The sequence below is a fragment of the uncultured Azohydromonas sp. genome (genome assembly GCF_937926365.1).
Classification (GTDB): Bacteria; Pseudomonadota; Gammaproteobacteria; order Burkholderiales; family Burkholderiaceae_C; genus Azohydromonas.
Map to the genome: position 1 here is coordinate 1 of NZ_CALAOH010000235.1, position 12534 is coordinate 12534.

Below are 12534 nucleotides of genomic sequence, written 5' to 3' on the forward strand. Positions count from 1 at the left end.
CCGCCTCCGCCGCCAGATCCGTTGCCGCTGCCCTGGCCGGCACCGCCGCCGGGCTGGCTGCCGGCGCCACCCGCACCGCCGGCGCCTTCGCCGCCGGGGCCCGTGGGCGTGCCGACGCTGCGCTCGGTCACGCGGGAGCCGGAACGCAGGTTCTGCTTGCCGTCCACCACCACGCGCTCGCCGGGGCGCACGCCGTCCACCACGGCATCGGTGCCGGCGGAGTGGATGACGCGCACCGGCCGCAGCGCCGCCAGGCCCTCGGGCTCGACCACGAACAGCGTGGCGCCGCGCGGGCCCTGGATGATGGCCGCCTGGGGCACGACGACCACGCCCCGCAGCGTGCGCACCGTCAGGCTCACGTCCACGAAGGCGCCGGGCCACAGCGCCTGGTCGGGGTTGTCGAACACCGCCTTCACGCGCACGGTGCCCGAGGCCAGGTCCACCGCGTTGTCCACGAACTGCAGCTTGCCGATGCGCGGCTTGCGCCCTTCCGGCAGCGCCGCCTGCACCTGGCCGCCGCCCTGGCCCAGCAGCTCCAGCAGCGCCGGCAGTTCGCGTTGCGGCAGGCTGAAGGACACGGCGATGGGATCGATCTGCGTCAGCGTGAGCAGCGCCGTGCCGGTGGGCGACACGGTGGTGCCCGGATAGACGTTGACGGCGCCGATGCGCCCGTCCCCCGGCGCCACGATGCGGCTGTAGGACAGCGCCACCTTGGCCGCCTCCAGCGCGGCACGGTCGGCCGCCACCAGTGCCGCCTGCGCCTCGGCCTGGGCGCGCGCGGTGTCCACCGCGCCCTGCGAGACGAAGCCCTTTTCCAGCAGCTCCAGGCTGCGCGCGAGCTGGCGCTGGGCATCGGCGGCGGTGGCCTGGTCGCGCAGCAGCTGCGCCTGCGCGCGCGCCACGTTGGCCTCGTCATTGCGCGCGTCCAGGGTGAACAGCAGTTCGCCACGCTTGACGTTCTGCCCTTCGCGCACGTGCACCTGCGTCACCACGCTGGCGACCTGCGGCTTGACTTCGACGCTGCGCAGCGCCGTGACGGTACCCGGCGCCTGCAACTGCACCGGCACGTCGCGCTGCTGCGCCACCACGCTGGTGATGCTCACTGCCACCGCCGAAGCGCCGGCGCCCGGCGCGCTGGCCGCGCTGGCCGAAGCGGCGGGCGACGCCTCCTTGCGGCCGTTGAACCACCAAGCGCCGGACAGGCCGGCAACGATGAGGACCGCCGCCAGGGCAGCCGCTTTGGGCTTGGACATGGAAGAACTACGGTCCGACGTCTGGGAGGAAGAAATTGCCGGCTTGCGGTCGTTTCAGCAAGCCGTCAGCCTGTAGCTGGCGAGGGGCATTTATCGGCCGTCCGGTCGGCGCATTGATGCGAGCCAACCCGGGGCGGACCGTCAGAAGTTGGCGCTCAGGCCCGCCCTGTGGAACCGAAGCCGCCCTGGCCGCGCTCGGAGGCGCCGAACTCCTCGACGCGGCGAAAGCGCGCCTGCACCACCGGCACGATCACCATCTGCGCGATGCGCTCCAGCGGCTGCACGGTGAAGGGCTCCTTGCCGCGGTTCCAGCAGCTCACCATCAGCGGGCCCTGGTAGTCGGCGTCGATGAGGCCGACGAGGTTGCCCAACACCAGGCCGTGCTTGTGGCCCAGGCCCGAGCGCGGCAGCAGCATCGCGGCGAGGCCGGGGTCGCCGATATGGATGGCGATGCCGGTGGGGATCAGCGCCGCGTCGCCGGGCTGCAGCACCAGCGGCACGTCCACGCAGGCGCGCAGATCCAGCCCAGCGCTGCCCGGCGTGGCGTAGCTCGGCGCCAGCTCGTCATAACGCTCGGCCACGCGGGGGTCGAGGACTTTCAGGTCGATGGTGGTCATGGGTGTTCTGTGTTCCGGATCAAAAACAAGTCCGTCATGCCCGCGCAGGCGGGCATCCACGCCTGCCGGGATGCCACCACGGGAGAACAGCTCCACCGGCGACGTTTCGGTACACGTGGATGCCCGCCTGCGCGGGCATGACGGAGTGGTTGGGCGGCTGGGTCAGCTTCGGGCGCCGAGGCGCTGCGCGATCTCCCGCACCAGCTCCTGTGCCAGCGTGCGCTTGGAGGCGGCGGGCACTTCGCGGTCACCCTGCGCGTCCACCAGCAGCAGCGCGTTGTCGTCGCGGCCGAAGGTCGCGGGCCCCAGGTTGCCCACCACCAGCGGCACATTCTTGCGGCGGAGTTTTTCTCGCGCGTGTCTGGCGAGGTCGTGACTCTCGGCGGCGAAGCCCACGCAGTAAGGCGGACGCGGCAGCCGCGCCACCGCGGCCAGGATGTCGGGGTTCTCGACCAGCTCCAGCCCCGGCACGGCGCGGTCGGCCTGCTTCTTGATCTTGGCGTCCGACACCCCTGCCGGGCGCCAGTCGGCCACGGCGGCCGTGGCCACGAAGACGTCGTGCTGCTCGGCCAGCGGCAGCACGGCATCGAACATCTGCTGCGCGGTGCGCACGTCGATACGGCGCACGCCGGCCGGCGTGTCCAGGTGCACCGGGCCGGCCACCAGCGTGACCTCCGCCCCCGCCTCCTGCGCCGCGCGCGCGATGGCGAAGCCCATCTTGCCGCTGGAGAGGTTCGTGAGCCCGCGCACCGGGTCGATGGGCTCAAAGGTCGGGCCGGCGGTGATCAGCAGCTTCCGGCCCTGCAACAGCTTCGGGGTGAAGAAGGCGATCAGCGCGTCGCGCAGCTCCACCGCTTCCAGCATGCGGCCGTCGCCGATCTCGCCGCAGGCCTGGTCACCGTGGGCCGGGCCCAGCAGCACCGCGCCGTCGGCCACCACCTGGGCGGCGTTGCGCTGCGTGGCCGGGTGCGCCCACATCTCGCGGTTCATGGCCGGGGCCAGCAGCAGCGGCACGCGCTCGTGGCCGGAGGCGAAGGGGCGCGCCAGGCACAGCAGGCTCAGCAGCTCATCGGCGCGGCCCTGCGCGAGCTGCGCGATCAGGTCGGCGCTGGCAGGAGCGATGAGGATCGCGTCGGCCTCGCGGCTCAAGTTGATGTGCGCCATCGCGTTGGGCTGGCGTTCGTCCCACTGGCTGCGCACCACGGGGCGTCCGGAAAGGGCCTGCATCGTCACCGCGGTGATGAACTGCTCGGCCGCCGGCGTCATCACCACCTGCACGCTGGCGCCGGCGCGGGTGAGCTCGCGCACGAGCTCGGCCGACTTGTAGCAAGCGATGCCGCCGGAGAGGCCGAGCACGATGTGCCGGCCGGCGAGATCGGGGGGTTGCGTCATAAGGCGCGCACTCTATCAGGGGCACGCCGCTCGCTATGCTGGCCCCGCCGGCGGGCTTTTCATGCGCCGGAGATGTCTCCAGTCGAGGTCCCGATGAAGCTGCCGCTGTGCCTGCCCCCGCTGTTGCTGTCGTTGTCGCTGGCCGCCTGGGCCGGCATCCCGCCCTCCTCGCCGCGCGTGCTGCTCTACGGCGAGCAGCATGACCAGCCCGACCAGCAGCGCCAGGTGGCGCAGGCGGTGCGCGAGCTGGCTTCGCGCCAGCGGCTGGCCGCCGTGGTGCTGGAGATGGCCGAGCAGGGCGGCAGCACCGCGCGATTGCCCGGGACGGCCGACGAGGCCTCGGTGAAGGAGGCGTTGCGCTGGAGCGCCGCGGCCTGGCCCTGGGACACCTACAAAGACGTCGTGATGTCCGCCGTGCGTGCCGAGGTGCCGGTGCTGGGCGGCAACCTGCCGCGCCGCGACATGCGCGAGGCGATGCAGAACGCGTCCCTGGACGGTCTCCTCCCGCCCGCCGTCAACGACCAGCTCCGGACCGCCATCCGCGATGGCCACTGCGGGCTGCTGCCGCAGGAGCACGAGGGCGGGATGCTGCGCATCCAGCTCGCGCGCGACCAGAGCATGGCGCGCACCGTGGTGCAGGCGCTGCAGGACGCGGCGCCGGGACGGCAGGTGCTGCTGCTCTCCGGCGCGCAGCACGCCGCGCGCGACCGCGGCGTGCCGCTGCATCTGCAGCAGCTGGGCCTCAAGGCCGAGGAGCTGCACGTGACCATGTTCGGCGAAGCGCCCAGCGACGTCCTGCCCTCGGACCGCACGCTGCCGGCGGCGTTCTCGCCGGGGCCGGATCCGTGTGAGCAGTTGCGGAAGAAGTAGCGCCCTGCCCGCTTCCAGACGCCCAACAAAAAGCCCGTCGCGCATCCACGCGACGGGCTCTTCAATTCCAGGGCGCCGTCACCGGCGCCCGCGGCTCAAGTCAGCTCAAACCCGCTCGGCCACGAAGCCCTGCACCGAGGCCAGCGCCTGGGGCAGCTTGGCGGCGTCGGTGCCGCCGGCCATGGCCATGTCGGGCTTGCCGCCGCCCTTGCCGCCCACCTGCTGGGCCACGAAGTTCACCAGCTCGCCGGCCTTGACCTTGGCCATCGCGTCGGCCGTCACGCCCGCGGCCAGCTGCACCTTGGCGCCGTCCACCGCCGCCAGCACGATGGCCGCGCTCTTGAGCTTGTCCTTGAGCTTGTCCATGGTGTCGCGCAGCGTCTTGGCATCGGCACCGTCCAGCGTGGCGGCCAGCACCTTCAGGCCCTTGACGTCCACCGCCTGCGCCAGCAGCTCGTCGCCCTTGGACGAGGCGAGCTTGCCCTTGAGCGCGGCAATTTCCTTCTCCAGCGCGCGCACCTGCTCCAGCGTCTGCGCCAGGCGGGCGGGCACGTCGGCCGGCGTGACCTTGAGCGTGCCGGCCACGCTGCTGACCGTGCTCTCCAGCGACTGCAGGTAGGCCAGCGCGTTCTCGCCCGTGACGGCCTCCACGCGGCGGATGCCCGCCGCCACGCCGCCCTCGGCCACGATCTTGAACAGGCCGATGTCGCCCGTGCGCTGCACGTGCGTACCGCCACAGAGCTCCTTGCTGGAGCCGATGGTCAGCACCCGCACCGTCTCGCCGTACTTCTCGCCGAACAGCATCATCGCGCCCGACTTCTGCGCGTCCTCCAGCGCCATCACGGCGGCGTCGGTGGCGTGGTTGGCCAGGATCTCGGCGTTCACGATCGCCTCGACCTTGCGGATCTGCTCGGCGGTGAGCGGCGCGTTGTGTGTGAAGTCGAAGCGCGTGCGCTCGGCGTTGACCAGCGAGCCCTTCTGCTGCACGTGCGCGCCCAGCACCTCGCGCAGCGCCTTGTGCATCAGGTGCGTGGCGCTGTGGTTGCGCACGGTGCGCGCGCGCTGCTCGGCGTCCACGCGGGCGGTGAACACGTCGCCCACCTCCACCTCGCCCTCGACGATGCGGCCGTGGTGGCCGAACACGGCAGCCTGGATCTTGAGCGTGTCGTCCACGATCACATGCGAACGCGCGTTGCGCAGCTCGCCGCGGTCGCCAACCTGGCCGCCGCTCTCGGCGTAGAAGGGCGTGTGGTCCAGCACCACCACCACGTCGTCGCCGGCCGCGGCGCGGTTCACGGGCGTGCCATCCACGTACAGCGCCACCACCCGGCTCTCCTCGGTCAGCAGCCGCTCGTAACCGTGGAAGGTGGTTTCGGCGCCGCTGTATTCCAGGCCCTGCGCCATCTTGAACTTGCCCGCGGCGCGCGCCTGCTCGCGCTGGCGCGCCATGGCGGCGTTGAAGCCGGCTTCATCGACCGTCAGGCCGCGCTCGCGGCACACGTCGGCCGTGAGGTCCAGCGGGAAACCGTAGGTGTCGTGCAGCTTGAAGGCCAGTTCGCCGTCGAGCACGGCGGGCTTCTGGGCCAGCGCGGTTTCCAGGATCTCCATGCCGTTGGCGATGGTCTGGAAGAAGCGTTCCTCCTCCTGCTTGAGCACCTCGGTCACACGCAGCTGCGCCTGGCGCAGCTCGGGATAGGCGTCGCCCATCTGGAACACCAGTTCCTCCACCAGCTTGTGGAAGAAAGGCACGCGCGCGCCCAGCTTGTAGCCATGGCGGATGGCACGGCGCGTGATGCGGCGCAGCACGTAGCCGCGGCCGGCGTTGCCCGGGATCACGCCGTCGGCCACCGTGAAGGCGCAAGCGCGAATGTGGTCGGCGATCACCTTCAGCGAGGGCGAGTTTTGATCGCAGTCGCCGGCACCGGCCGCGTCCACGATCTTCTTGGCCGCCTGCAGCAGGCTCACGAACAGGTCGATCTCGTAGTTGGAGTGCACGTGCTGCAGCACCGCCGCAATGCGCTCCAGGCCCATGCCGGTGTCGACGCTGGGTTTCGGAAGCTTGTGCATCACGCCCGCTTCGTCGCGGTTGAACTGCATGAACACGTTGTTCCAGATCTCGATGTAGCGGTCGCCATCCTCATCGGGCGACCCGGGCGGGCCGCCGGCGACCTCAGGGCCGTGGTCGTAGAAGATCTCGGTGCACGGGCCACAGGGGCCGGTGTCGCCCATCATCCAGAAGTTGTCGGAGGCGTAGCGCGCGCCCTTGTTGTCGCCGATGCGCACGATGCGCTCGGCCGGCACGCCCACCGTCTTGTTCCAGATCTCATACGCCTCGTCGTCCTCGGCGTAGACCGTCACCCACAGCTTGTCCTCGGGCAGCTTGAACACCTTGGTCAGCAGCTCCCAGGCGTACTGGATGGCATCGTGCTTGAAGTAGTCGCCGAAGCTGAAGTTGCCCAGCATCTCGAAGAAGGTGTGGTGCCGCGCGGTGTAGCCCACGTTGTCGAGATCGTTGTGCTTGCCGCCGGCGCGAATGCACTTCTGGGCCGTGGTGGCGCGGCTGTAGGGGCGCTTGTCGAAGCCCAGGAACACGTCCTTGAACTGGTTCATCCCCGCGTTGGTGAACAGCAGCGTGGGGTCGTCGCCAGGCACCACGGGGCTGGACGCCACGATGGTGTGGCCCTTGGACTCGAAGAACTTCAGGAAGGACTGGCGGATCTCGGCGGCTTTCATCCCGGCGGCTTTCTCGATTGCTCGAAGGTGTTGGGGTCTCGGAACCGGGGCGCGGCGCGCTGCGGGCGCCGCCTCGGAGCTTGTCTGAACTTGCGTAAGTCCTTGCCCGGCCGAAACTTTCGATTATAGGAGCGCCGCGGTGCCCGCCTGCCGCGGCGGGCCGTGCGCGCCGGGGCGCCTTCCGAGCTGAGTAGCGTACCGAAGCGCAGGCCATGCGCCCAAACGCGTCATGCGCGCGCACGCGCCGCGGTTTCATCGACGCCCCCTGCGCCAGCGCAAACCGCGCCGGCGACGCCGGCCGACCCCGCACGCTAGAGTCATCGACCCACGGGTGGCGCCGGCCCGGCGCGCCGCCCACCGCCATCACCAAGAGGACGACCACCATGGACACGAGCTCCACCCCGCTGGCCCAGCTCCAGGACCCCAGCCTGCTCAAGACCGATGCGCTCATCGGCGGCGAGTGGGTCGGCGCCGAGGCGCGCTTCGAGGTGCGCGACCCCGCCACCGGCCAAGCGCTGGCCGAGGTGCCGAACCTGGGCGCCGCCGAGACGCGCTCGGCCATCCAGGCCGCCGAGAAGGCCTGGCCGGCGTGGCGCGCCAAGACCGCCAAGGAGCGCGCCACCATCCTCATGCGCTGGTACCAGCTGCTGCTGCAGAACGCCGAGGACCTGGCGCGGCTGATGACCGCCGAGCAGGGCAAGCCGCTGGCGGAAGCGCGCGGCGAGGTGACCTACGGCGCCAGCTTCATCGAGTGGTTCGCCGAGGAGGCCAAGCGCGTCTACGGCGAGACGGTGCCTACCACCGACAACAACAAGCGCTACCTGGTGCTCAAGCAGCCCATCGGCGTGTGCGCGGCCATCACGCCCTGGAATTTCCCGATCGCGATGATCACGCGCAAGGTGGCGCCGGCACTGGCCGCCGGCTGCCCGGTGGTGATCAAGCCGGCCGAGGCCACGCCGCTGTCCGCCCTGGCGGTGGCCGAACTGGCGCAGCGCGCGGGCATGCCCGCGGGGGTGCTCAACGTCATCACCGCCGATGCGCAGCGCTCGATCGAGGTCGGCAAGGTGGTGTGCGACAGCGACACCGTGCGGCACCTGAGCTTCACCGGCTCCACCGAGGTCGGCCGCATCCTGATGCAGCAGTGCGCGCCCACGATCAAGAAGCTCAGCCTGGAGCTGGGCGGCAACGCGCCCTTCATCGTCTTCGACGACGCGGACATCGACAGCGCCGTCGAAGGGGCCCTGGCGAGCAAGTACCGCAACGCCGGCCAGACCTGCGTCTGCGCCAACCGGCTGTACGTGCAGGACGGCGTGTATGAAGCTTTCGTGGCCAAGCTCACCGAACGCGCATCGCAGCTCAAGGTGGGCAACGGCTTCGAGCCCGGCGTGCAGGTGGGTCCGCTGATCGAGCCTGCGGCGCTGGAGAAGGTGGAGGCGCACGTGGCCGACGCGCTGGACAAGGGCGCACGGCTCATGGGCGGCGGCGCGCGCGTGCAGGGCCTGGGCAGCAACCTGTTCTACGCGCCCACGGTGCTGGCCGACGTCACGCGCGAGATGCTGTGCACGCGCGAGGAGACCTTCGGCCCTGTGGCGCCGGTGCAACGCTTCAGCACCGAGGCCGAGGCCATCGAGCTGGCCAATGCCACCGAGTTCGGCCTGGCGAGCTACTTCTACAGCCGCGACATCGGCCGCATCTTCCGCGTCGGCGAGGCGTTGGAGTACGGCATGGTGGGCGTCAACACCGGGATCATTTCCACCGCCGAGGTGCCCTTCGGCGGCGTGAAGCAGTCCGGCCTGGGGCGCGAGGGGTCGCACCACGGCATCGAGGACTATGTGGAAATGAAGTATCTCTGCCTGGGTGACATTCAGAAATAATCGCGCCCGCCCAGACCCCGGCCGAGGGAGTCGCCGCGCGCCCGGCGCGGCCCCCGGCCGGTTCGCTGTTCTTCGACCCCATGAACCTTGCTCTAGAGACGCGGCACTGGGTGCTGCTGGTTTTCGTCGTTTCCGCGCTGTACGCCCATTTCCGCGGCCGCGTGCGTTTCGGCATGGTGCGTGCGCTGCTGGACTTCCAGGTGCTGCTGGCGCCGGTGAACGCGCTGATGTACCTGTTCTCGCGCACGCCACGCGGGGCCTACATCGACCCGCGCGAGTTTCCCGAGATGAAGGTGCTGAGCGACAACTGGCAGCTGATCCGCGAGGAGGCCATGCGGCTGAACGAGGGCGGCGCCATCCGCGCCGCCGAGGGTCACACCGACCTGGGCTTCAACAGCTTCTTCCGCACCGGCTGGAAGCGTTTCTATCTGAGCTGGTACGGGCAGGACCTGCCCTCGGCGCAGCAGCAGTGCCCGCAGACGGTGAAGCTGCTCAAGAGCATCCCGTCGGTGAAGGCGGCGATGTTCGCCTCGCTGCCGCCGGGCGCGACGCTGGTGCGGCACCGCGACCCCTACGCCGGCTCGCTGCGCTACCACCTGGGCCTGTCCACGCCCAACGACGCGGGCTGCTACATCGAGGTGGACGGCCAGCGCTACCACTGGCGCGACGGCGAGGCGGTGATGTTCGACGAGACCTACATCCACCACGCCGCCAACACCACGCAGCAGCAGCGGGTGATCCTGTTCTGCGACGTGGAGCGGCCGCTGTGGTTCGCGCCGGCACGCTGGTTCAACCGCCTCTTCGCGCGCCACGTGATGGCCGCCGCGGCGACGCAGAACGTGCCCGGCGAGCACGTGGGCGCGCTGAACCGCTTCTTCCAGGGCTTCTATGCCGTGCGCAAGAAGGCCAAGGACCTCAAGGCGCGCAGCCGCACGACCTACTACGTGGGCAAGTGGGCGCTGATCCTGGGCGCCCTGTGGGCGCTGTTCTGGTGAGCCTCACCCACCGCTGCGATTGACGAGGGCCGCGCTTGCGGCCCTTTTTCATGGCGCAACGGGCACCGCGCTATTCCTCGTCGTTGGCCGCTGGCACCGCGCCGCGCTCGCTGAAGTTGGCGTAGCCGGCGCGTCCCAGCGCGGGCGCCGCGGCGGCCAGCGCCACCGAGCGGCGCAGCAACTCGTGGGCGTCCTTGCCGTCCTCCGGGCTCAGGCTGATGCCCATGGCCACGCCCACCGCCACGGCCTCGCCCTGCAAGCTGAAAGGACGCTGCAGCGCGGCGACGAGCTTGTCGGCAACCTTGCGCGCGTCGCCCGGGGCGTCGATCCAGGCCAGCAGCACGGCGAAGCTGTCGGCGCCGATGGAGGCCACCACGTCGCTGGCGCGCAGCCCGGCGCGCAGCCGCACCGCCACCTTGCGCCGCAGCACGTGGGCCGACTCGCCGCCCAGCCGCGCCTGCACGGTGGCGAAGCCCTCCACGCGCACGGCCAGCAGCGCCATCGGCGCGGGCTCGCGCTCGCGCAGCGCCAGCAGGTGGCTGACATGCTCGATGAGCTGCGCGTGGTTGGGCAACCCGGTGGCGACGTCGGTGGCCCAGGCGCCGCGCTCGGCGCGCTGGATCCGTTTGCGCTCCACGCCCAGCCGCAGCGCGCGCGCCACCTCGCCGGCCGGCGCGTTCAGCGGCAGCAGGTCCTGCACGCCGCGGCGCACCAGCGCCAAGCCGTCCACGGGCCATGCCAGGCTCACCACCAGCGCGCAGTCCAGCACCGTGGGCGACAGCGAGGGCCAGTGCAGCAGCGCCTGCAGCGCTGCCGCGTTGGGCAGCGCCACCCACAGCGCATCGGCCGGGGCCTGCTGCAGCAGGATGGCGGCCGTATCCAGGTCGTCGCAGGGCTGGAGCTGGAAGTCGCCCCAGCCGGTGGCTTCCAGCATGGGCGGCTGGGCGCCGACAGCGATCACGCGCAAGGGATTCATGGCGGCCTCCTCCAGGCGCTGGCATATGCGCCGCATGGTACGACCGCCGAAAAAACGACCAGGGCCGCACGAGGCGGCCCTGGAAGGAGTGGTTCTCTGGAGCGGGCGAAGGGAGTCGAACCCTCGTCTTTGGCTTGGGAAGCCAAGGTAATAGCCGTTATACGACGCCCGCGAAGCCTCGCATTATAAGCACCGGGATCGGGGCTTTCGCCCCGGCCGGCGCCTCTTTCCGTCCCGCGCCGGCCGGGTGTGGCGCGCACGGCACAATGCGGCCCCTTTTGGCGCCGCCTTCCGTCCGCGGCGCGCTTCATCCCGCTTTCCGCCATGACGACCGACGACGCCTCCGCCCCGACGCCCTCCACCCCAACGCGCGAGCGCGCCATCCGCAGCTACGTGCTGCGCGCCGGCCGCATGGGCACGGGCCAGCAGCGCGCGCTGTCCGAGCTGGGCCCGCGCTTCGTGCTGCCCTACCAGGACACGCCGCTGGACCCCTCCGCCGTGTTCGGCCGCCAGGCGCCGCTGGTGCTGGAGATCGGCTTCGGCATGGGCGACGCCACGGCGCAAATCGCCGCCAAGCTGCCGGACCACGACTTCATCGGCGTGGAGGTGCACACCCCCGGCGTGGGCGCGCTGCTCAAGCGCATCGGCGAGCAGGAGCTCACGAACCTGCGCATCGTCCAGCACGACGCGGTGCCGGTGCTGGAACACATGGTCGCGCCCGCCTCGCTGGCCGGCGTGCACGTCTTCTTCCCCGACCCCTGGCACAAGAAGAAGCACAACAAGCGTCGCCTGATCCAGTCGCCCTTCGTGGCCAAGCTCGTCACGCGGCTGGCCCCCGGCGGCTACCTGCACTGCGCCACCGACTGGCAGCCCTACGCCGAGCAGATGCTGGAGGTGCTCTCCGCCGAACCGGCGCTGTGCAACACCGCCGAAGGCTACGCGCCGCGCCCCGACTACCGGCCGCTGACCAAGTTCGAGGCCCGCGGCTTGCGCCTGGGCCACGGCGTGTGGGACCTGGTGTTCAGGAAGCGCTGAAGTCCCTTCCCCGTTCGCCCTGAGCCCGTCGAAGGGCCTGCAGGCTGACCAGCCACGAGGGCTTCGACAGGCTCAGCCCGAACGGGTTGCTTCCGGATCTCAGGCGCGCGAGGCGCGGTAGGGCTCCTCGAAGTCCAGGAAGTCCTGCTCGGCCAGCGCGTCCTGCACCCAGGCCGCGACGCCGGGCGAGGCCCACACGCGGGCCATGTAGTCGGCCACGTCCTGCGGCACCGGCAGCGCGTAGGTCTTCAGCCGGCTCACCACGGGCGCGTAGTAGGCGTCCGCCGCCGAGAACTCGCCGAACAGGAAGGGGCCGCCGCTGGCGCGCAGCGCGTCCTGCCACATCGCCACGATGCGCGCCACGTCGCGCTGCACGGCCGCGTCGGCCATCGCCTGCGCGCCCGCCTCTGGCAGCTGCGCCTCGATGTTCATCCCGCACTTGCTGCGCAGTGCACCGAAGCCGGCGTGCATCTCGGCGCAGATCGAGCGCGCGCGGGCGCGCGTCTTCGGGTCGCGCGGCCAGATCGCGTGCTCGGGGCAGCGGTCGGCCAGGTACTCGGCAATCGCCAGCGTGTCCCAGACCGCGAAATCGCCGTCCATCAGCACCGGCACCTTGCCCACGGGTGTGAAGGCGGCGAGCTGCCGGTAGAAGTCCGAGCCCGGCGTGAAGTCGAACCGCAGCTTCACCTCCTCGAACGGAATGCCGAAGTGCTTCATCAGCACCCAGGGCCGCATGGACCAGGAGGAGTAGTTCTTGTTGCCGATCACCAGACGCATCTCGGAACTCCT

General features: G+C 70.8%; 10 protein-coding genes and 1 tRNA gene. 4 read left to right on the plus strand and 7 right to left on the minus strand.

Translation table 11 applies throughout. The annotated features are described in order from the left end of the window. From Q0741_RS26040 to coaBC, 3 genes are all read right to left on the minus strand, one after another. The coding region (locus Q0741_RS26040) for an efflux RND transporter periplasmic adaptor subunit (protein WP_298236108.1) at nucleotides 1-1253 on the minus strand (1253 nt) is incomplete at its 3' end. A gap of 155 nt (nucleotides 1254-1408) precedes the next feature. After that, complete coding sequence (gene dut / locus Q0741_RS26045) at nucleotides 1409-1870, minus strand: dUTP diphosphatase (RefSeq protein WP_298236109.1); 462 nt, start codon at nucleotides 1868-1870, stop codon at nucleotides 1409-1411. Nucleotides 1871-2032: 162 nt separating this feature from the next. After that, the gene (coaBC, locus tag Q0741_RS26050; RefSeq protein ID WP_298236110.1) at nucleotides 2033-3262 is read right to left on the minus strand and encodes a bifunctional phosphopantothenoylcysteine decarboxylase/phosphopantothenate--cysteine ligase CoaBC; all 1230 of its coding nucleotides are present in this window, start codon (nucleotides 3260-3262) and stop codon (nucleotides 2033-2035) included. A 72-nt stretch (nucleotides 3263-3334) separates the two neighbouring features. Between coaBC and Q0741_RS26055 the strand changes: the two genes are divergently transcribed. Continuing rightward, nucleotides 3335-4132: a ChaN family lipoprotein gene (locus tag Q0741_RS26055; protein ID WP_298236111.1), complete on the plus strand. Its 798-nt coding sequence runs from the start codon at nucleotides 3335-3337 to the stop codon at nucleotides 4130-4132. Between the two features lie 105 nt (nucleotides 4133-4237). Here Q0741_RS26055 and alaS read toward each other — a convergent pair whose 3' ends face one another. Beyond that, the gene (gene alaS / locus Q0741_RS26060; protein WP_298236112.1) at nucleotides 4238-6865 is read right to left on the minus strand and encodes an alanine--tRNA ligase; all 2628 of its coding nucleotides are present in this window, start codon (nucleotides 6863-6865) and stop codon (nucleotides 4238-4240) included. A 383-nt stretch (nucleotides 6866-7248) separates the two neighbouring features. On the opposite strand from alaS, the gene Q0741_RS26065 reads away from it, so the two are divergent. Together Q0741_RS26065 and Q0741_RS26070 are read left to right on the plus strand one after the other, a co-directional pair. Then, a complete protein-coding gene (locus tag Q0741_RS26065; RefSeq protein WP_298236113.1) occupies nucleotides 7249-8739 on the plus strand; it encodes an NAD-dependent succinate-semialdehyde dehydrogenase in 1491 nt (496 codons plus the stop codon). Between the two features lie 80 nt (nucleotides 8740-8819). Further along, nucleotides 8820-9734, plus strand: a complete 915-nt coding sequence (locus Q0741_RS26070; RefSeq protein ID WP_298236114.1) for an aspartyl/asparaginyl beta-hydroxylase domain-containing protein — start codon at nucleotides 8820-8822, stop codon at nucleotides 9732-9734. Between the two features lie 70 nt (nucleotides 9735-9804). Here Q0741_RS26070 and Q0741_RS26075 read toward each other — a convergent pair whose 3' ends face one another. Together Q0741_RS26075 and Q0741_RS26080 are read right to left on the minus strand one after the other, a co-directional pair. Continuing rightward, nucleotides 9805-10710 carry a GGDEF domain-containing protein gene (locus Q0741_RS26075; protein ID WP_298236115.1) on the minus strand — a complete coding sequence of 302 codons (906 nt, stop codon included), beginning with the start codon at nucleotides 10708-10710 and terminating at the stop codon, nucleotides 9805-9807. Between the two features lie 97 nt (nucleotides 10711-10807). Continuing rightward, a tRNA-Gly gene (locus Q0741_RS26080) sits at nucleotides 10808-10882 on the minus strand. 152 nt (nucleotides 10883-11034) lie between these two features. On the opposite strand from Q0741_RS26080, the gene trmB reads away from it, so the two are divergent. After that, entirely contained in the window at nucleotides 11035-11745 is a 711-nt protein-coding gene (gene trmB / locus Q0741_RS26085) for a tRNA (guanosine(46)-N7)-methyltransferase TrmB (RefSeq protein WP_298236116.1), read from the plus strand. 99 nt (nucleotides 11746-11844) lie between these two features. On the opposite strand, the gene Q0741_RS26090 is transcribed toward trmB, so the two are convergent. Then, on the minus strand, nucleotides 11845-12522 hold the full coding sequence (locus tag Q0741_RS26090) for a glutathione S-transferase family protein (RefSeq protein WP_298236117.1): 678 nt from the start codon (nucleotides 12520-12522) through the stop codon (nucleotides 11845-11847). Between the last annotated feature and the right edge of the window lie 12 nt (nucleotides 12523-12534).

Coding starts and splice junctions, on each gene's coding strand:
- dut (WP_298236109.1), bottom strand. CDS start 1,870: ATGACCACCATCGACCTGAAAGTCCTCGACCCCCGCGTGGCCGAGCGT.
- coaBC (WP_298236110.1), bottom strand. CDS start 3,262: ATGACGCAACCCCCCGATCTCGCCGGCCGGCACATCGTGCTCGGCCTC.
- Q0741_RS26055 (WP_298236111.1), top strand. CDS start 3,335: ATGTCTCCAGTCGAGGTCCCGATGAAGCTGCCGCTGTGCCTGCCCCCG.
- alaS (WP_298236112.1), bottom strand. CDS start 6,865: ATGAAAGCCGCCGAGATCCGCCAGTCCTTCCTGAAGTTCTTCGAGTCC.
- Q0741_RS26065 (WP_298236113.1), top strand. CDS start 7,249: ATGGACACGAGCTCCACCCCGCTGGCCCAGCTCCAGGACCCCAGCCTG.
- Q0741_RS26070 (WP_298236114.1), top strand. CDS start 8,820: ATGAACCTTGCTCTAGAGACGCGGCACTGGGTGCTGCTGGTTTTCGTC.
- Q0741_RS26075 (WP_298236115.1), bottom strand. CDS start 10,710: ATGAATCCCTTGCGCGTGATCGCTGTCGGCGCCCAGCCGCCCATGCTG.
- trmB (WP_298236116.1), top strand. CDS start 11,035: ATGACGACCGACGACGCCTCCGCCCCGACGCCCTCCACCCCAACGCGC.
- Q0741_RS26090 (WP_298236117.1), bottom strand. CDS start 12,522: ATGCGTCTGGTGATCGGCAACAAGAACTACTCCTCCTGGTCCATGCGG.